Below are 17355 nucleotides of genomic sequence, written 5' to 3'. Positions count from 1 at the left end.
CGTCGTCACCCTCCGTTGGCCGCAACGGCGGCCGCGATCTCGCTGGGCACCTGCTGCATCGGTGCGTAGTCCTGGAACACGGTGTATGCGATCAGCCGCTCTCCCGCGTGGAACGGCGGGTTGCAGGTGGTGATCGTCATCAGGCGGTCGATCGGCGTCGCATCCGGTTGCCGCGGCACGGGCAGGATCACCTCGACGGCGCTCGGCTGCACGTACTCGAAGTTGCGGAACGTGTACGTGTACCAGCCGTCTTTGGTCTGCACATATATGCGGTCGCCGATGTGCAGCTTGGACAGGTCGATGAAGGTGTTGCCCCATCCGCTGTCGTGCCCGGCGACCGCGAAGTTGCCGACCTGGCCGGGCATGGCTGTTCCCTTGTAGTGACCGACGCCGGCGTCGTAGCTGTTGAGCACCCGCTCGGTGTCGACGGTCTCCCGGATGGTGCGCTTCCAGTCCGCACCGAGCCGCGGGATGTAGATGACGGCGAACGGCTCGTAGTCAGCGGGCTCGGCCTGCACGGGAGGAGCGGGAGGCTGCGCGGTGTCGGTCGCTGTCGGCGTAGGGGTTGGGGCCTTCGCCGCCTCGTCCAGCCAGCGCTGGCTCTGCGCCTGCGCTGCGCCGGTCTGCTGGCCGGCAAGCACAAGGCTGTTCCACCAGATCTGCCAGCCCAGGAAGAGGAGAACGAGCACGCCGGCCGTGATGAGCAGCTCGCCCAGCACGCCGAAGAAGGTGACGCGTTGACGGGGGCGTCGACGTCGCCGGACCCGTCCGGGGGACGCAGTGGCGTCCTGCGGGGGGTTCGGGTCGGTCATATGTGTGATTCTAGGAGACTCCGCCTGTGTAATGGCACCGCGCATCCCTCGGAAAGTCCCCTGAAAGCGTGGGGAAGCTGACAGCGGAGTCCCACAGCCTCTCCCGCTACACTATGGAGCTATGGCACGCACCAAGTCGAAGACCAAGCCCGAGCGCACTGTCGCCCAGTCGGGCGAGGACGCCCCCAACCCTGTCTGGTTCAAGCCGGTGATGTTCGGCTTCATGCTTCTCGGGCTGGTGTGGATCATCGTCTTCTACGTGAGCCAGAACATGTATCCCATCCCGGCTCTCGGCGCGTGGAACATCCTCGTCGGCTTCGGCATCGCCTTCATCGGCTTCCTCATGACCACCCGCTGGCGCTGAGCCTTCGGCATATTCTCCACCCGGGATCGGCAGCAGCCGGTCCCGGGTTTTTTCATGCCCCGGCGGCCATGACGACCGAGTTATTCACAGGTGTCCTCCACAGTGAGGACAACCACACGGGTGTGGTTCTCCCCAGTGTTAATAAGCCTGTGGAGAGTTACACGTGTGTAATTATCCCCATTGTTAATAAGCCTGTGGATAACTTATCCACGCGTTGGGGAGGAATTACAGGAATCGGATCAGGCTCAGCGCGACGAGCAGCACGCACAGCACGATCAGGAGCGGCAGCTGCCAGCGACGGCGCGCGATGCTGCGCGTCTCGACGTAGATCAGCCCGACCAGCGCGCCGCCGATGAGGCCGCCGATGTGCGCCTGCCACGCGATCCCGAACTGCGGGATGAACCCGATCACCAGGTTGATGCCGACCAGCACCAGCAACTGGGTCGCGTTGCCGCCGAGGCGCCGCTGGATGATGAAGAACGCTCCGAGCATCCCGAAGATGGCACCGGATGCGCCGACCACCGGCTGCAGCGGATTGGCGATCAGCAGCACACCCACCGAGCCGGCGAAGCCGCTGATGAGGAACAGTGCGGCAAACCGGGCTCTGCCGAGCAGCGGCTCCAGCATCATGCCGAAGATCCACAGCGTGTACATGTTGAGCGCGATGTGCAGGATGCTGCCGTGCGTGAACACCGTGGTGAGCATCCGCCACGGCTCGAACGCGATCGGCGTCGAGTAGACGCCCGCGTACTGCAGGGCACCCGTGACCGTCGAACCGAGCACGGGAAGCTGCTGCAGGATGAACACGACCACGCAGAGCGCGATGATCGCGTACGTGACGACGGGCGCGCCGCTGCCGGTCATCCTGGTGACCCAGGCCGGCTTGGTGCGCGGAGCCTCAGCCCGCTGCTGGGCCATGCACTCCGGGCAGATCACGCCGACAGCGGCGGGCGTCTGGCATTCGGGGCAGATCGTGCGACCGCACCGCTGGCAGAGCACATAGCTCTGCCGGTCGGGGTGCCGATAGCAAAAGGTCGCCCTCGCGTCGACGGGCTGAGACATCGTTCGACCCGCCCCCGCCGCTACTAGGCCTGCTCGACGGTGACCGACTCGATGACGACGTCGTCGAGCGGCCGGTCGCGTGCGTCCGTCGGCAGCTCGGCGAGCTTGTCGACGACCTTGCGGGACGCCTCGTCTTCGACGGCGCCGAAGATGGAGTGCTTGCCCTGCAGCCACGTGGTGGGTGCGACGGTGATGAAGAACTGCGAGCCGTTGGTGCCGTGGCCGCCCTGGATGCCGGCGTTGGCCATGGCGAGGATGTACGGCTGCGTGAAGTCGAGCTCGGGGTTGATCTCGTCGTCGAACTGGTAGCCCGGTCCGCCGATGCCCTGGCCGAGCGGGTCGCCGCCCTGGATCATGAAGCCGGGGATGATGCGGTGGAAGACGACACCGTCGTAGAGCGGGTCGGTGCTCTTCACGCCCGTGCCCGGGTGCGTCCACTCGATTTCACCGGTCGCCAGGCCGACGAAGTTCCTGACCGTCTTCGGTGCGTGGTTGCCGAAGAGGTTGACCTTGATGTCCCCGTAGTTAGTGTGGAGAGTGGCGACAGCGGTGTGCTTAGACATGGCACCAATTCTTGCACAGGGCTTCTCGGCTCTCGGGCCATCCACAGGCCTTTAGGTGGCAAGATGGAGTGAGTTCGCTACACGACGCAATGGAGGTCCAGATGAACCTGACACGGAAGCGGAAGAAGGAACTCAAGCGACTGCGCAGTAGCGCCGAGGAGCTTTGGGGTCAGCAGCAGGACGTGCTGGCGAATGCCAACGCGGTTGCCGCAGAGGCCCGCAAGCAGGCTGCCTACTACACACGCGAAGAGATCGCTCCGCGAGTGCGCGACGGGTACGAGCACTACGTGCGCCCGGCCACGCAGACCGCCGGCCGTGTCGCCGGCGTGGCACGCGAGCGCCTGGTCACCGACGTGATCCCCGCTGTGGGAACCGTCGTCGGCACGGCGATGTCCGTGGTCGACCACGCTCGGGATGCACGCGCACGCGCCTTCATCGGTGACGTGAAGAAGGCGGGCAAAGACGTGTCGAAGAAGGTCAAGGCCGCCACCAACGACTCGTCCGGCCCGGGAGCTGGGACGGTCATCGCAGTCGTCCTCGGCGCCATCGCCGCCGTCGGGCTGCTCTACGCCGTGTGGCAGACCTTCCGCGCAGACGACGAGCTCTGGGTCGCCGACGAAGAGCCCACGGCTCCCGCAGCCGAGTAGCAGCGACGTCGAAAGGGGTGGTGCCGGAGGGCGCCACCCCTTTCGCGTGCCGTCGCGCGTCCGCGACCTGGTGCTTTCCTCAGGGTCGATTGGGGGGATTCCCCGATACCGGGTCCGGCGGCGCACGGCCAGAATCGAAGCATGAACACTCTCTACCGTCCAACCTCCGGCCGCGTGCTCGGCGGGGTCTGCGCGGGACTCGCTCAGCGCTTCGGATGGAGCGCCACCACGGTGCGCGTCCTGTTCCTGCTCTCCTGCCTGCTCCCCGGCCCCCAGTTCATCGCGTACCTCGCGATGTGGATCATCATCCCGTCGGAGCTCAAGCCCCGCCAGGCCTAGGCCAGCCCGGCCATCCCGAGCGCCACGTTGACGAGTTCGACCCTCCGCGACGGGATGCTGTGCAGCGGGAACCAGCGCGCCTCGTCGGTTGTGCCGTCCAGCTCGTTCGCGAGCGTGCCGCCCACCACGGATGCGCGGTAGACGATCCTGAGCGCGTGCAGCGGTCCGGCGTCGGCCGCGAACCGCGCTTCGGCGGGCACGATGTGCGAGTCGATGCCGAGCAGCTCGCCGGCGACCGCCTCGTAGCCCGTCTCCTCCGCGATCTCGCGGACCACCGCATCCACCGGGTCTTCGCCGGGGTCGATGCCGCCGCCAGGCAGCGTCCAGCCGGAGCGACCGCCCTCGTTCCAGTGCGCAAGCAGGATCTTGCCGTCGTCGACGATGACCCCGTAGGCAGCGACCCTGATATCCATTCCGTTACCCTACTGCGCTTGTCGGTCGCACGCGGCAGACTGGATGCGTGCCTGAACTCCCCGAAGTCACGGCTCTCGCAGCCGACCTCGACGCGCGCCTCCGCGGCCGTGTCATCGACTCGCTGCGCATCGTCGCGTTCGCGGCACTCAAGACGTTCGATCCGCCGGTATCGGCGGTCAGCGGCCTCACCATCGGCGGCGTGACGAGGCACGGCAAGTTCCTGGACATCTCGGCCGGCGACCTGCACATCGTGATGCACCTGGCCAGGGCGGGCTGGGTCCGCTGGCGGGATGCGCCGCCTCCCCCGCCCACCGGTCGCCCCGGGAAGGGCCCGCTGGCCGCGCGTCTCGTCCTCGACGACGGCACCGGGCTCGACATCACGGAGGCCGGCACCAAGAAGAGCCTGTCGATCTCGGTCGTCCACGATCCGTCCGATGTGCCGGGCGTCGCCAACCTCGGGCCCGACCCCCTGGCGCCGGAGTTCACGGAGGAGGTCTTCGCCGGCATCCTGGCCGGCGACGGCCGCGCCCAGATCAAGGGTGTGCTGCGCAGCCAGTCGATCATTGCGGGAATCGGCAACGCGTACTCGGACGAGATCCTGCACACGGCACGCATGTCGCCGTTCAAGCCGGCCTCGATGTCTCCGGAGGAGGTCTCCCGCCTCTACGCCGCCATGCAGAGCACGCTCCGGGATGCGCTCGCCCGCGCCGACGGCCTCGCCGCCTCCGAGCTCAAAGGCGAGAAGAAGCTCGGGATGCAGGTGCACGGCCGCACGGGTCAGCCCTGTCCGGTCTGCGGCGACACGGTGCGCCAGGTGATCTTCGCCGACTCCACCCTGCAGTACTGCCCCACCTGCCAGACCGGGGGCAAGCCGCTGGCCGACCGCGTGCTGTCCCGGCTGCTCAAGTGACAGTCAGCAGTCGCAGTTGATCGCATCCACCGCCAGGGGCGCCGTCAGCTCGTCGGTGGGCCGCTCCACGGGGCCGAGGTCGTTCTCGATGCCGAGCCCTTCGCGCGCCCAGTACTCGAACCCGCCGATCATCTCCTTCACCGGGTATCCGAGCAGGCTGAAAGCGAGCGCGGCACGGGTGGAGCCGTTGCATCCTGGACCCCAGCAGTACACGACCACCGGAGTGCCCTCCGGGATGAGCGCTGCCGCCCGCTCCCGGATGTCCGCCGTCGGCAGGTGCACAGCGCCCGGGATGCGCGCCTGCGACCACGCAGCGTGCCCCCGGGAGTCGACGAGCACGAACCGCTCCCCCGCATCCCGTGCCGCTTTCACGTCGGACGGGTCGGTTTCGAAGTCGAGCTTCGCGGCGAAGTGGCGGGCGGCATCTGCGGCTGAAACGGTCATGAGCAACAGAGTAGGGATGCGCGAGGCCGGTTTGAAGAGACGATCACCGGCATTCGGCCCTCACCGCCGGGGATGTGATGGCAGAATCGGCGCATGACCGCGAATCCCCCATACGTGACCGATTCGGTCGACGACGCCCTGCTCGCCGAGCTGCAGCGCGACGGCCGCCAGTCCATCGCCGAGCTGGCGCGGCGGGTGCACATGTCGAACTCCGCGGTGGCCGAGCGGGTGCGCCGCCTGGAGGAGGCCGGAGTGATCGGCGGCTACCGGGCGCTGATCGACCCGGAACGCCTCGGCTACGGCATCCTCGCGTTCCTGCGCCTGCGCTACCCGAGCAGCGTGTACACGCCGCTGCACGACCTGCTCGCGGAGACGCCGGAGGTCGTGGAGGCGCACCACGTCACCGGAGACGACTGCTTCATCCTGAAGGTGGTGGCCACCTCGATGCGGCACCTCGAACAGGTGAGCGGAAAGATCGGAACCCTCGGCAGCGTGACGACGAGCGTCTCGTATTCGAGCCCGTTCCCGACGCGGCCGATCGTGCCGCCGGCGGGATGAACGCGCGAGGAGAAGCAGGGGAAAAACTGTGGAGCCTAGGAGATTCGAACTCCTGACATCCTGCTTGCAAAGCAGGCGCTCTACCAACTGAGCTAAGGCCCCGAGGGGCTGCGATTCCGGAAGAACATCGTCTTCCGAATCACAGTGGTGGGGATACGAGGACTTGAACCTCGGACCTCTTCGTTATCAGCGAAGCGCTCTAACCGCCTGAGCTATATCCCCGATTGGGCAGATTAGAGACTACCTGATCTGCCCGGCCAATGCGAAATCGGCGGGTGCTGCTAGTTGTTCGTGAAGCCGACGAGCAGGCCGCCGGTGATCTTCACAGAGAGGTTGTACAGCAAGGCGAAGACAGCGCCGAGCGCGGTGATCACGATGATGTCGAGGATTCCGACGACGAGCGAGAAGCCCATCACCTGGCCGAGGCCGAGGATCGACTTGAGGTCGCTTCCTCCTGCGCCCGAGATGTCCTTGAACAGGCTGTTGATCTGGTCGAAGATCCCCGTGCGGTCGAGGACCGTCCACACCAGGAACGTTCCGACGATCGCGATGATCGCCAGGCAGATCCCGGCCAGGAACGACAGCTTCACGGTCGACCAGAAGTCGATGTACACCAGCTTGAGTCGCACCTGCTTAGCGGACACGGGTCTCCGGGATGACTTCTTGGCGAGCTTTTCGGCAACACTACTGCTCATCTACGGTTTCTTCCTTCCCGACGTCACCAGATTCTTCGTCATCTTCCTGAGAATCAAGGTTTCGTTCGGTGTTCTTGGCCAGAGCGATGATCTTGTCGGACTCGGCAAAACGTGCAAAGACGACACCCATCGTGTCGCGGCCCTTGGCGGGTACCTCGGCCACGGAGGAGCGTACCACCTTGCCGCTGGCAAGAACCACAAGGACCTCGTCGTCGTCATCCACGATCAGCGCGCCGACCAGGTCGCCCCTGTCGTCGCTCAGTTTCGCGACCTTGATGCCCAGACCGCCGCGGTTCTGCAGTCGGTACTGGTCGACGGAGGTGCGCTTCGCGTACCCTCCCTCTGTCACCACGAACACGTATCCGTTGTCGGAGACGACGGACACGTCGAGCAGGGTGTCGTCGCCACGGAAGTGCATCCCGATCACACCGGAGGTGGACCGGCCCATCGGGCGCAGCGCCTCGTCGGTCGCGGTGAACCGGATCGACATGCCCTTGCGGGAAACGAGGAGCAGGTCGGAGTCCTCGTCCACGAGCAGCGCGGAGACGAGCTCGTCCTCCTCGCGCAGCTTGATCGCGATGATGCCGCCGGAGCGGTTCGTGTCGTACTCGCTGAGCGCCGTCTTCTTGATCAGGCCGTCGCGGGTGGCGAGCACCAGGTACTTCGCCGCCTCGTAGTCGGGGATGTCGAGGATCTCGGCGATCTCCTCATCCGGCTGCATGGCGAGCAGGTTGGCGACGTGCTGGCCCTTGGCGTCGCGCCCGGCCTCCTGCAGCTCGTACGCCTTGGCGCGGTAGACGCGACCCTTGGTCGAGAAGAACAGCAGCCAGTGGTGCGTGGTGGTGACGAAGAAGTGGTCGACCACGTCCTCGCCGCGCAGCTGGGCGCCCTTGACGCCCTTGCCACCACGGTGCTGGGAGCGGTAGTTGTCGCTGCGGGTGCGCTTGATGTAGCCGCCGCGGGTGACCGTGACCACCATCTCCTCTTCGGGGATGAGGTCTTCCATGCTCATGTCGCCGTCGAAGCCGAACATGATCTCGGTGCGGCGGTCGTCGCCGAAGCGGTCGACGATCTCGGTGAGCTCGTCGCTGACGATCGTGCGCTGGCGCACCGGGTCGGCGAGGATGGCCTGGAAGTCGGCGATCTCACGCTCGATCGCGTCGTGCTCGTCGATGATCTTCTGACGTTCGAGGGCGGCCAGGCGGCGCAGCTGCATCGCGAGGATGGCGTCCGCCTGGATGTCGTCGACGTCGAGCAGGTCTTTCAGGCCAGTGCGGGCGTCGTCCACCGTTGGAGACCGGCGGATGAGCGCGATGACCTCGTCGAGCGCATCCAGTGCCTTGAGGTAGCCACGCAGGATGTGCGCCCGCTCCTCCGCCTTGCGCAGACGGTAGCGGGTGCGCCGGACGATGACCTCGATCTGGTGGTCGACCCACGCGGTGATGAAGCCGTCGAGGGCGAGCGTGCGGGGCACGTTGTCCACGATCGCGAGCATGTTCGCGCCGAAGTTCTCCTGCAGCTGCGTGTGCTTGTACAGGTTGTTCAGCACGACCTTGGCGACAGCATCCCGCTTCAGCACGATCACGAGGCGCTGGCCGGTGCGGCCGGAGGTCTCGTCGCGGATGTCGGCGATGCCGCCGATCTTGCCGTCCTTGACCAGGTCGGCGATCTTGATCGCCAGGTTGTCCGGGTTCACCTGGTACGGCAGCTCGGTGACCACCAGGCAGATGCGGCCCTGGATCTCCTCGATCGCCACGACGGCACGCATCGTGATCGAGCCGCGGCCGGTGCGGTAGGTGTCCTGGATGCCCTTGACGCCCAGGATCTGCGCGCCGGTCGGGAAGTCCGGTCCCTTGATGCGCTTGATCAGCTCTTCGAGGAGTTCCTCGCGCGGCGCATCCGGGTTGGCCAGGTACCACAACGCACCGTCCGCGACCTCGCGGAGGTTGTGCGGCGGGATGTTCGTGGCCATGCCGACCGCGATGCCGACCGAGCCGTTGACCAGCAGGTTCGGGAAGCGGGCGGGGAGGACAGCCGGCTCCTGGGTGCGACCGTCGTAGTTGTCCTGGAAGTCGACGGTCTCCTCGTCGATGTCCCGAACCATCTCCATGGCGAGCGGGGCCATCTTGGTCTCGGTGTAACGCGGGGCTGCAGCTCCGTCGTTGCCGGGGGAACCGAAGTTGCCCTGGCCGAGCGCGAGCGGGTAGCGGAGGCTCCACGGCTGCACCAGGCGGACGAGCGCGTCGTAGATGGCCGAGTCGCCGTGCGGGTGGAACTGCCCCATCACGTCGCCGACCACGCGGGCGCACTTCGAGAACGCCTTGTCCGGACGGTATCCACCGTCGAACATCGCGTAGATCACACGGCGGTGCACCGGCTTGAGACCGTCACGCACCTCGGGCAGCGCACGCCCGATGATGACGCTCATGGCGTAGTCGAGGTAGGAGCGCTGCATCTCGGACTGCAGATCGACCTGGTCGATCCTGCCGTGGACGCCGAATCCGGCCCCTGCGGTGTCGTCGGTCACGATGTCGTCTCCGGGAATGCCGTCGATGTTGTCAGATGTCAAGGAAACGCACGTCCTTCGCGTTCTTCTGGATGAAATTACGGCGCGATTCGACGTCCTCGCCCATCAGCGTGGCGAAGATCTCGTCTGCGGCGGCCGCGTCGTCGAGGGTGACCTGCAGCAGCGTGCGGGTCTCGGGGCTCATCGTGGTCTCCCACAGCTCCTTGTAGTCCATCTCGCCGAGACCCTTGTAGCGCTGCACGCCGTTGTCCTTCGGGATGCGCTTGCCCGCCGCGATCCCCTCGGCCAGGAACGCGTCACGCTCCCGGTCGGAGTAGACGTACTCGTGCTCGGCGTTCGTCCACTTGAGCCGGTAGAGCGGCGGCTGCGCGAGGTAGACGTAGCCGAGCTCGATCAGCGGACGCATGTAGCGGAAGAGGAGCGTCAGAAGCAGCGTCGTGATGTGCTGGCCGTCGACGTCGGCATCCGCCATCAGCACGATCTTGTGATAGCGCGCCTTCTCGGGGTTGAAGTCCTCGCCGATGCCGGCGCCGAACGCCGTGATCATGGCCTGGACCTCGTTGTTGGCGAGGGCGCGATCGAGTCGCGCCTTCTCCACGTTCAGGATCTTGCCGCGGAGCGGGAGGATCGCCTGCGTCTCCGGGTTGCGGCCTTGCACGGCCGAACCGCCTGCCGAGTCTCCCTCGACGATGAAGATCTCGGAGATCGACGGATCCTTGGACTGGCAGTCCTTGAGCTTGCCGGGCATCCCGCCGCCCTCGAGCAGACCCTTGCGGCGTGCGGTCTCGCGGGCCTTGCGGGCGGCGAGCCTGGCGGTCGCAGCCTGCAGCGCCTTGCGGATGATCTCCTTGGCCTGGTTGGGGTTGCGGTCGAACCAGTCGCCGAGCTGATCGCCGACGACCTTCTGCACGAACGCCTTCGCCTCGGTGTTGCCGAGCTTGGTCTTCGTCTGACCCTCGAACTGCGGCTCGGACAGCTTCACGGAGATGACGGCGGTGAGACCCTCGCGCACGTCGTCTCCGGAGAGGTTGTCGTCCTTCTCCTTCAGGATGTTCTTCTCGCGCGCATACCGGTTCACCAGCGTGGTGAGTGCGGCACGGAAACCCTCTTCGTGGGTTCCGCCCTCGTGCGTGTTGATCGTGTTCGCGTAGGTGAAGACGCTCTCGTTGTAGCTCGTCGTCCACTGCATCGCGACCTCGAGCGCGATCTTGCGCTCGGTGTCCTCCGACTCGAACGCGATGATCTCGTCGTGCACGACCTCGGCCTTCTTGGCGGAGTTGAGGTAGTGGACGTAGTCGATCAGGCCCTGCTCGTAGAGGAAGACCTCGGAGCGCGGCTCCTCCTGCCCCTCTTCGAGACGCTCGTCCGTCAGCGCGATACGAAGCCCCTTGTTGAGGAACGCCATCTGCTGGAAGCGGGTGCGCAGCGTGTCGTAGTCGAAGACGATCGACTCGAACGTGTCGGGGCTCGGCCAGAACGTGATGGTCGTGCCTGTCGCATCCGTCTCCTCGCCCATCTCGAGCGGAGCCTGCGGAACACCGTTGCGGTAGCTCTGGCGGTAGACGTTGCCCTGGCGGCTGACCTCGACGTCGAGCCGGGAGGACAGTGCGTTCACCACGGAGCTGCCGACGCCGTGCAGACCACCGGAGACCGCGTATCCGCCGCCTCCGAACTTTCCGCCGGCGTGCAGGATCGTGAGGACGACCTCCACGGTCGACTTGCCCTCGACGGGGTGGATGTCGACCGGGATGCCGCGACCGTTGTCGATGACGCGCACGCCACCGTCGGCGAGGATCGTCACATCGATGTTGTCGGCGTGACCGGCCAGTGCCTCGTCGACGGAGTTGTCGACGATCTCCTGCACGAGGTGGTGGAGTCCACGGGGACCGGTCGAACCGATGTACATTCCGGGTCGCTTGCGTACGGCTTCGAGACCTTCGAGAACCTGGATCTCATTCGCGCCGTAGTCGTGTTCCGACTCAGCCTTGCTCGGTTCCATCGTCATATGAAATTAGGCTCCTGACCGCACTCAGTAGTGACCTATTCATTCTACCAAGCACGGCGCGTCGATATGGCCGAAATCGCCCGTCTGACGCGTTGTTTTCCGCCTATTGACCTCTTTTGTGCACTCAACCGTAAGTATCGCGCGGGCCACGCCCTGGAATCGACCTGGGGCCTCTTTTCCAGGAGGGGGCGTCTGGGCCTTGAAAACGGATCGACTGGATGTCCGCATCCGGGAACCGATCCGCGATCCTCGCGAGCAGGTCGGAGCGCATGATCCGCAGCTGCGTCGCCCACGCCGTCGATTCGCAGCGCACGGTGAGGACGCCGTCGGTGATGCCCTCCGGAGTCGCGTGCTTCGCGGTCTCCTCGCCGGCCAGTTCGAGCCATCCCTCGAGGAGGTCGGACTGGGCCAGCGGCGAGACCCAGCCGAGCTGGACGGCGAGCGCATCCACCACGTCTCCGAGTCCGCGGGGGTCGCGGCCCTTCCCGAACGGCTGGCTCGCGGACGGGTCGACGTCCTTCTTCTTGACACGACGGCTGCGGGTGGTGGGCGCACCGCCGAAGAGCGCGCGCATCCTGAGATAGGTGGCGGACGCATCCGAGAGCGGAGCCGGGTCGAGCGATGCCCTCTGCTCAGCCATCGGTCTCTCCCTTCTCCTTCTCTGCGTTCTCCGGGGTTCCGTCCACGACGGCTCCCGCTTCGATCCGCACGGTGTGCGCGGTCAGGCCGTCGGGAACGTCGTCGAACACCGCCGCCGTGATGAGCACCTGCTCGTAACCCTCTACGGCGGTTGCAAGCATCCTACGTCGAGCCTGGTCCAGCTCGGCGAACACATCGTCGAGGATCAGCACAGGGTCGCCGGTGTTCGACTCGCGCCTCAGCAGCTCGGCGGATGCGAGCTTCAGGGCGAGTGCGAACGACCAGGACTCACCATGGCTGGCGTAGCCCTTCGCCGGGAGCCCGTTGAGCTCGAACAGCACATCGTCGCGGTGCGGGCCGATGAGGGTGAGCCCGCGGTCGAGCTCCTTGCGTCGCACGGCGGCAAGGGCCTGACGGAAAGCATCGGCCGTGGCGACACTGGATGAGTCGGTTACAGCGTCGGCCGGCCCCCCGTCGTCGGCATCCTCCACCTCTGCGCCGCGGACGGTCAGCAGCGGGATGAGCCGCGGGTGGTGATCGTCGCCGGCTACCGAGCGGTAGGCGGTGGTGAGCGGATCGGTGAGGCGCGCGATCAGGTCGAGCCGCGCATCCACCAGTTCGGAGCCCAGTGCGACCAGCCGCTCGTCCCAGATCTCGAGGGTTCCGAGCTGGTTCTCCTTGACCCCGGATGCGCGCGCCGACTTGAGCAGCGTGTTCCGCTGCTTGAGCACCCGCTCGTAGTCCGACAGCACCCCGGCGAACCGCGGGTTCCGCTGCACCAGCAGCTGGTCGACGAAGCGACGCCGGATGCTCGGCTCGCCTCGCACCAGCGCCAGGTCTTCCGGGGCGAACAGCACGCTCGAGAAGTAGCGGGGAAGCTCGCGGGTCTTGATCGCCGACCTGTTCACCTGCGCCCGGTTGGCCGAGCCGCGGTTCAGCTGCAGCTCGACCAGCAGTTCCCTGCCATCGTGCTGGATGCGGGTGCGCACGATCGCGGACTCCTCACCCTGCCGGATCATGGCCTGGTCGCTCGACACCCGATGGGACCCGAGGGTGCTCAGGTAGCCGAGCGATTCGACCAGATTCGTCTTGCCCTGGCCGTTGCGGCCGACGAAAAGGTTCGCGCCGGCCGCAAGCGACACTTCCGCCGTGCGGTAGTTGCGGAAGTCGGTCAGGGAAAGATGTGTAACTCTCAAAGAGGGTTAGTCCACGGCCTTCACGGCGTGACCGCCGAACTGGTTGCGCAGGGCAGCCACGGCCTTCATCGCCGGGGAGTCCTCCTGGCGCGAGACGAACCGCGCGAAGATCGACGCGCTGATCGTGGGGACGGGCACCGCGTTGGCGAGTGCCTCCTCGACGGTCCAGCGACCCTCGCCGGAGTCCTGCACGTATCCCTCGATGTGCTCGAACTCGGGGTCCTGCTCCAGCGCGCGCACCAGCAGGTCGAGCAGCCAGGAGCGGACGACGGTTCCACGCTGCCACGCCTTGAACGTGCCGGTGACGTCCTTGACGATGTCCTTGCGGGTGTCGAGGAGTTCATACCCCTCGGCGTATGCCTGCATCAGCGCGTACTCGATGCCGTTGTGCACCATCTTGGCGTAGTGCCCAGCGCCGACCTCGCCCACGTGGACGAAGCCCTCGTCGCGCGGCCCCTCCGGACGGAGTGCGTCGAAGACGGGCATGACACGCTCGACCTGGTCTTTGCTGCCGCCGACCATCAGGCCGTAGCCGTTGTCGAGGCCCCAGACTCCGCCGGAGACGCCGGCATCCATGAAGTCGATACCCTTCGGCGCCAGCTGCTCGGAGTGCTTGAAGTCTTCGGTGAAGCGCGAGTTGCCGCCGTCGATCACGAGGTCGCCCTTTTCGAGGAGCGGTTCGAGATCGGTGATGACCGCGTCCGTGATCTTCCCGGCCGGGACCATGACCCACACCGTGCGCGGTGCGGGGAGCGCTGCGACGAGGTCGGCGAGGGTGGCGACGTCCGAGACCTCGGGGTTCGTGTCGTAGCCGGTCACCTCGATGCCGTTCTTCTCGAGGCGGGCGCGCATGTTGTTGCCCATTTTTCCGAGACCGACGAGGCCGATGTGCATGATTGTCCTTCTTCTCTGTTCGAGCGGACGGCGGGTTACCTGAGCAGCAGGTTGGGCTGCAGGAGGTACTTGTAGTTGTCCGCGCCTGCCTGGTCCTTTGACGTCTGGCTCGTGATCAGCACAGGACCGGGCTTGTTGGGGTTTTCGGTCTTGGTGAAGGAAATGCGCACGAATTCCGAGTGCACGGCACCGAGACCATCGAGCAGGAACTGCGGCTTCAACGAAACCACCGTTTCCTGGCCAGTGAGGAGAGCGTCGATGCTCTCGGATGCTTGAGCCTGCTCCGAACCGATGGCTTCGAGCGTCAGCCCGTCGGCGGAGAAGGTGTAACGGAGGGCGGCCTCGCGCTCGAGCACGAGGGAGACACGCCTGGTCGCCTCGATGAGCTCGGCGGTGTTGATGACCGCGTAGTTGTCGACCTGCTCGGGGAAGAGCCGGCGCACGGGCGGGAAGTTGCCCTTGATCAGCAGGGAGGTGACGGTCTTCTTGTCTGCCGTGAACGCGATCAGCTCGCGGTCGTCCCTGTTCGTGATCGAGACGGCGATGGTGCCGCTGTGGCCGAGCGTCTTACCGATCTCGGTGAGGGTGCGCGCGGGAACCAGCGCGGTGACGGGCTCGCCCGAAGTGGTGCCGTTGTCCCAGTTGATCTCCCGGACGGCCACGCGGTAGCGGTCCGTGGCCACGAGGCCGAGCGTGTTGTCGCCGACTTCGAGCTGCACGCCGGTGATGACCGGGGTGACGTCGTCCCTGGATGCTGCGACCCCGACCTGAGCAACGGCCTCGGCGAACTCCTCGGCCGGGACGAGCCCTGCATCCCCGCTGACCTGCGGGATGCTCGGATATTCCTCGACCGGCATGGAGAGCAGGGTGAAGTTGGCCGATCCGGCGCGGACAACGATCTTGGAGTCCTCTGTCGAGAACTGCACGGGAGCATTCGGAAGCTTCGACGCGATCTCGGCCAGAAGGCGCCCGGAGACGAGCACACGACCCGGTTCCTCGACCTCGGCCGCGATCTCGGTCTGCGCGGAGACTTCGTAGTCGAACGACGAAAGTTGCAGTCCCGTCTCGGTCGTCTCGATCAGCACACCACTCAGGATGGGGAGCGTCGTCCTCTGGGGAAGGAGCTTCACGGCGAAGGAGACGGCTTCACTGAATACATCCCGGTTGGCTTGGAACTTCACGAAGTCACCTCTGTCGTCGGCGGGAAATGGATCGTGACAAATCCTAGCGCCTGCCCTCGGCGCGAGAAATTGTGATTCGAGCGATCGGGGTTCAGGTTGTCGGCCGCCCTATTCAGAAGACTTAATGATTAATGGTGTTAACCGCTGTGGAAACTGTGGATAACTCTGTCGATGCCAGTCAACCACTGGGAACTACACGTCTGTGACTTGTTGATGACCTGGGGATTCCTGTTGTTTACAGGGAACCCGAGCTGCGACCCGAGAGGCCTCAATTCACAGGCATCCATGATTCCTCCCCATTAACGGGCCGACTTTCCGGAGATTCTCCACAAGTTATCCACAGGTGTTAATAATCGACTGTCCCCACTCTGGGGACAGATTTGTGGATAACTCGACCGAATGGATGTGCGCGAAGCGCGTGTCGCGGGCGCGCTACTTGCTGTAGCGGTGGTTCTGCTTTATGCGGCTCGTGAGCTCTGTCACCTGGTTGTAGATCGAGCGACGCTCCTTCATGAGCTCGCTGATCTTCTTATTCGCGTACATCACCGTGGTGTGGTCGCGGTTGCCGAAGAGCTGGCCGATCTTGGGCAGGGAGAGGTTCGTGAGTTCGCGGCAGAGGTACATCGCGATCTGGCGGGCGGTGGCGACTGCCTGCGACCTGCTCGACCCATAGAGGTCGTCGACGGTGAGCTTGAAGTAGTCGGCCGTGTTCGTGATGATGTCCGTCGGCGCGATCACGTTGTCGTCGTCGAGCGTGATGAGGTCTTTGAGCACGGTCTGGACGAGCGGCATGTCCACAGGCGTGCGGTTGAGGCTGGCGAACGCGGTGACGCGGATGAGCGTGCCCTCGAGCTCACGGATGTTGCTCGACACCTTCGAGGCCATGAATTCCAGGATGTCGTCCGGTACCTGGATCTTCTCGCTCTGCGCCTTCTTGCGGAGGATCGCGATGCGCGTCTCCAGGTCGGGCACCTGGACGTCGGTGATCAGGCCCCACTCGAAGCGGGACCGCATCCGGTCTTCGAACCCGGTGAGGTGTTTCGGCGGCAGGTCGCTGGTGATGACCACCTGCTTGTTGTGGTCGTGCAGGGTGTTGAACGTGTGGAAGAAGGCTTCCTGGGTCTCCACCGCTCGCTGCAGGAACTGGATGTCGTCGATCAGCAGGATGTCGATGTTGCGGTAGCGCGCCTGGAAGGACGAGCCGCGGTTGTTCGCGATCGAGTTGATGAAGTCGTTCGTGAACTCCTCACTACTGACGTACCGCACCCGGATGCCCGGGTAGAGGCTCATCGCGTAGTGGCCGATGGCGTGCAGGAGGTGAGTCTTGCCGAGTCCGGAGTCGCCGTAGATGAAGAGCGGGTTGTACGCCTTCGCCGGCGCTTCGGCCACGGCGACCGCTGCGGCGTGGGCGAAGCGGTTGGACTGGCCGATGACGAAGTTGTCGAAGCTGTACTTCGGGTTGAGGCGTGTGTCGTTGTTGCGCGGCGGCGCGGTGATCTCGGTGGGCGGCGCGATCATCTGCGCAGGAGCCTCGATGTATGCGGCGTCAGCCGGCTCGGTGGGCCCGGCCATCGTCTCCTGCTGGATCTCCGGGTTGACCACGATGGCGAAGGTGTTGACCGCGAGGGATTCGTCGAGGCCGCCGATGGCGTTGAGGAGGGGGACGCGGCTGCGCTGCTCGATCATCCCGCGGGTGAACTCGTTGGGCACCTCGAGATAGAAGGTGCCGGCCATGATGCCTTTGGGCTCGACCAGGCTGAGGAATCCGTGCAGCTGCGGTGTGATGCGGTCGTCCGACTCCAGTGAGTCGAGCACGCTCTGCCATGCCGCAGAAATGGACTCTTCGCCGCCTGCCATCGTTCCCCGTAATTCGTCTCGTGTGGATGCCTTCGACCGGCGAAGTACCCCGACTTCTTCGTCGATGCGTTCATCGGTTCGGCTGCGCGTACGCGGCCGGAAAGGTATTCACAGGGTTATCCACCGCTGTGTGTCCAATACCGTAGCGATCTCCTGCCGATTTTGGGATGGGCTGGGGATAACTTTGGTCCTCACGGTAACTTGTCCACAGGTTGTGGATCAAATTCGTTTGCGGGCATACGGCGGCG

The 17355-nt window shown here is 65.4% G+C and carries 18 protein-coding genes and 2 tRNA genes; 5 read left to right on the top strand and 15 right to left on the bottom strand.

Going from position 1 to position 17355, the window contains the following annotated elements:
* Window positions 1-5 precede the first annotated feature (5 nt).
* Window positions 6-812 carry a class E sortase gene (locus AC1ROC_RS16800; RefSeq protein ID WP_493001558.1) on the bottom strand — a complete coding sequence of 269 codons (807 nt, stop codon included), beginning with the start codon at window positions 810-812 and terminating at the stop codon, window positions 6-8.
* A gap of 121 nt (window positions 813-933) precedes the next feature.
* Between AC1ROC_RS16800 and AC1ROC_RS16795 the strand changes: the two genes are divergently transcribed.
* Window positions 934-1176 (top strand): cell division protein CrgA, encoded by a 243-nt coding sequence (locus AC1ROC_RS16795; RefSeq protein ID WP_055897136.1) that lies wholly within the window; start codon window positions 934-936, stop codon window positions 1174-1176.
* Window positions 1177-1401: 225 nt separating this feature from the next.
* Here AC1ROC_RS16795 and AC1ROC_RS16790 read toward each other — a convergent pair whose 3' ends face one another.
* The gene (locus AC1ROC_RS16790; protein WP_434950625.1) at window positions 1402-2238 is read right to left on the bottom strand and encodes a rhomboid family intramembrane serine protease; all 837 of its coding nucleotides are present in this window, start codon (window positions 2236-2238) and stop codon (window positions 1402-1404) included.
* Window positions 2239-2261: 23 nt separating this feature from the next.
* Window positions 2262-2801, bottom strand: coding sequence for a peptidylprolyl isomerase (locus AC1ROC_RS16785; RefSeq protein WP_493001555.1), 540 nt, complete (start codon window positions 2799-2801; stop codon window positions 2262-2264).
* A gap of 101 nt (window positions 2802-2902) precedes the next feature.
* Here AC1ROC_RS16785 and AC1ROC_RS16780 point away from each other — a divergent pair, with 101 nt between their 5' ends.
* Both AC1ROC_RS16780 and AC1ROC_RS16775 read left to right on the top strand, forming a co-directional pair.
* On the top strand, window positions 2903-3448 hold the full coding sequence (locus tag AC1ROC_RS16780; protein ID WP_168688238.1) for a hypothetical protein: 546 nt from the start codon (window positions 2903-2905) through the stop codon (window positions 3446-3448).
* A gap of 141 nt (window positions 3449-3589) precedes the next feature.
* On the top strand, window positions 3590-3787 hold the full coding sequence (locus AC1ROC_RS16775; RefSeq protein WP_168688237.1) for a PspC domain-containing protein: 198 nt from the start codon (window positions 3590-3592) through the stop codon (window positions 3785-3787).
* Here the strand turns inward: AC1ROC_RS16775 and AC1ROC_RS16770 are convergent.
* Window positions 3784-4200, bottom strand: coding sequence for an NUDIX hydrolase (locus AC1ROC_RS16770; RefSeq protein ID WP_085367458.1), 417 nt, complete (start codon window positions 4198-4200; stop codon window positions 3784-3786). The genes AC1ROC_RS16775 and AC1ROC_RS16770 overlap by 4 nt on opposite strands.
* Window positions 4201-4247: 47 nt before the next feature.
* Here AC1ROC_RS16770 and AC1ROC_RS16765 point away from each other — a divergent pair, with 47 nt between their 5' ends.
* Window positions 4248-5111 (top strand): Fpg/Nei family DNA glycosylase, encoded by an 864-nt coding sequence (locus AC1ROC_RS16765; protein WP_493001552.1) that lies wholly within the window; start codon window positions 4248-4250, stop codon window positions 5109-5111.
* Between the two features lie 3 nt (window positions 5112-5114).
* On the opposite strand, the gene AC1ROC_RS16760 is transcribed toward AC1ROC_RS16765, so the two are convergent.
* A complete protein-coding gene (locus AC1ROC_RS16760) occupies window positions 5115-5555 on the bottom strand; it encodes a rhodanese-like domain-containing protein (RefSeq protein WP_493001550.1) in 441 nt (146 codons plus the stop codon).
* Between the two features lie 93 nt (window positions 5556-5648).
* Between AC1ROC_RS16760 and AC1ROC_RS16755 the strand changes: the two genes are divergently transcribed.
* A complete protein-coding gene (locus AC1ROC_RS16755; RefSeq protein WP_493001548.1) occupies window positions 5649-6113 on the top strand; it encodes an Lrp/AsnC family transcriptional regulator in 465 nt (154 codons plus the stop codon).
* Window positions 6114-6142: 29 nt separating this feature from the next.
* Here the strand turns inward: AC1ROC_RS16755 and AC1ROC_RS16750 are convergent.
* The 10 genes from AC1ROC_RS16750 to dnaA form a co-directional block, all read right to left on the bottom strand.
* Window positions 6143-6215: transfer RNA gene (locus AC1ROC_RS16750), tRNA-Ala, on the bottom strand.
* A gap of 43 nt (window positions 6216-6258) precedes the next feature.
* Window positions 6259-6335: transfer RNA gene (locus AC1ROC_RS16745), tRNA-Ile, on the bottom strand.
* Window positions 6336-6394: 59 nt separating this feature from the next.
* Window positions 6395-6808 (bottom strand): DUF3566 domain-containing protein, encoded by a 414-nt coding sequence (locus AC1ROC_RS16740; protein ID WP_085367453.1) that lies wholly within the window; start codon window positions 6806-6808, stop codon window positions 6395-6397.
* The gene (gene gyrA, locus AC1ROC_RS16735) at window positions 6798-9335 is read right to left on the bottom strand and encodes a DNA gyrase subunit A (protein WP_434952401.1); all 2538 of its coding nucleotides are present in this window, start codon (window positions 9333-9335) and stop codon (window positions 6798-6800) included. Before gyrA ends, AC1ROC_RS16740 begins: the two co-directional genes overlap by 11 nt.
* Before the next feature lie 31 nt (window positions 9336-9366).
* Window positions 9367-11340: a DNA topoisomerase (ATP-hydrolyzing) subunit B gene (gene gyrB / locus AC1ROC_RS16730; protein WP_085367452.1), complete on the bottom strand. Its 1974-nt coding sequence runs from the start codon at window positions 11338-11340 to the stop codon at window positions 9367-9369.
* Between the two features lie 124 nt (window positions 11341-11464).
* A complete protein-coding gene (locus AC1ROC_RS16725; protein ID WP_493001545.1) occupies window positions 11465-11980 on the bottom strand; it encodes a DciA family protein in 516 nt (171 codons plus the stop codon).
* Window positions 11973-13175 carry a DNA replication/repair protein RecF gene (gene recF, locus AC1ROC_RS16720; RefSeq protein WP_493001543.1) on the bottom strand — a complete coding sequence of 401 codons (1203 nt, stop codon included), beginning with the start codon at window positions 13173-13175 and terminating at the stop codon, window positions 11973-11975. Before recF ends, AC1ROC_RS16725 begins: the two co-directional genes overlap by 8 nt.
* A gap of 6 nt (window positions 13176-13181) precedes the next feature.
* The gene (gene gnd / locus AC1ROC_RS16715; protein WP_168688232.1) at window positions 13182-14069 is read right to left on the bottom strand and encodes a phosphogluconate dehydrogenase (NAD(+)-dependent, decarboxylating); all 888 of its coding nucleotides are present in this window, start codon (window positions 14067-14069) and stop codon (window positions 13182-13184) included.
* 35 nt (window positions 14070-14104) lie between these two features.
* On the bottom strand, window positions 14105-15250 hold the full coding sequence (gene dnaN, locus AC1ROC_RS16710) for a DNA polymerase III subunit beta (RefSeq protein WP_085367448.1): 1146 nt from the start codon (window positions 15248-15250) through the stop codon (window positions 14105-14107).
* 432 nt (window positions 15251-15682) lie between these two features.
* Complete coding sequence (gene dnaA / locus AC1ROC_RS16705) at window positions 15683-17107, bottom strand: chromosomal replication initiator protein DnaA (protein WP_085367447.1); 1425 nt, start codon at window positions 17105-17107, stop codon at window positions 15683-15685.
* Between the last annotated feature and the right edge of the window lie 248 nt (window positions 17108-17355).

Source organism: Leifsonia sp. GW821-FHT13C05 (assembly GCF_058806515.1).
The sequence above is the reverse complement of the archived record's forward strand: the minus strand, read 5'-3'. Positions and strand labels throughout refer to the sequence as shown.

What these genes read in the sequence shown, in the direction of transcription:
- AC1ROC_RS16800 (WP_493001558.1), bottom strand. Translation starts at nt 812, where the DNA reads ATGACCGACCCGAACCCCCCGCAGGACGCCACTGCGTCCCCCGGACGG.
- AC1ROC_RS16795 (WP_055897136.1), top strand. Translation starts at nt 934, where the DNA reads ATGGCACGCACCAAGTCGAAGACCAAGCCCGAGCGCACTGTCGCCCAG.
- AC1ROC_RS16790 (WP_434950625.1), bottom strand. Translation starts at nt 2,238, where the DNA reads ATGTCTCAGCCCGTCGACGCGAGGGCGACCTTTTGCTATCGGCACCCC.
- AC1ROC_RS16785 (WP_493001555.1), bottom strand. Translation starts at nt 2,801, where the DNA reads ATGTCTAAGCACACCGCTGTCGCCACTCTCCACACTAACTACGGGGAC.
- AC1ROC_RS16780 (WP_168688238.1), top strand. Translation starts at nt 2,903, where the DNA reads ATGAACCTGACACGGAAGCGGAAGAAGGAACTCAAGCGACTGCGCAGT.
- AC1ROC_RS16775 (WP_168688237.1), top strand. Translation starts at nt 3,590, where the DNA reads ATGAACACTCTCTACCGTCCAACCTCCGGCCGCGTGCTCGGCGGGGTC.
- AC1ROC_RS16770 (WP_085367458.1), bottom strand. Translation starts at nt 4,200, where the DNA reads ATGGATATCAGGGTCGCTGCCTACGGGGTCATCGTCGACGACGGCAAG.
- AC1ROC_RS16760 (WP_493001550.1), bottom strand. Translation starts at nt 5,555, where the DNA reads ATGACCGTTTCAGCCGCAGATGCCGCCCGCCACTTCGCCGCGAAGCTC.
- AC1ROC_RS16755 (WP_493001548.1), top strand. Translation starts at nt 5,649, where the DNA reads ATGACCGCGAATCCCCCATACGTGACCGATTCGGTCGACGACGCCCTG.
- AC1ROC_RS16740 (WP_085367453.1), bottom strand. Translation starts at nt 6,808, where the DNA reads ATGAGCAGTAGTGTTGCCGAAAAGCTCGCCAAGAAGTCATCCCGGAGA.
- gyrB (WP_085367452.1), bottom strand. Translation starts at nt 11,340, where the DNA reads ATGACGATGGAACCGAGCAAGGCTGAGTCGGAACACGACTACGGCGCG.
- AC1ROC_RS16725 (WP_493001545.1), bottom strand. Translation starts at nt 11,980, where the DNA reads ATGGCTGAGCAGAGGGCATCGCTCGACCCGGCTCCGCTCTCGGATGCG.
- gnd (WP_168688232.1), bottom strand. Translation starts at nt 14,069, where the DNA reads ATGCACATCGGCCTCGTCGGTCTCGGAAAAATGGGCAACAACATGCGC.
- dnaA (WP_085367447.1), bottom strand. Translation starts at nt 17,107, where the DNA reads ATGGCAGGCGGCGAAGAGTCCATTTCTGCGGCATGGCAGAGCGTGCTC.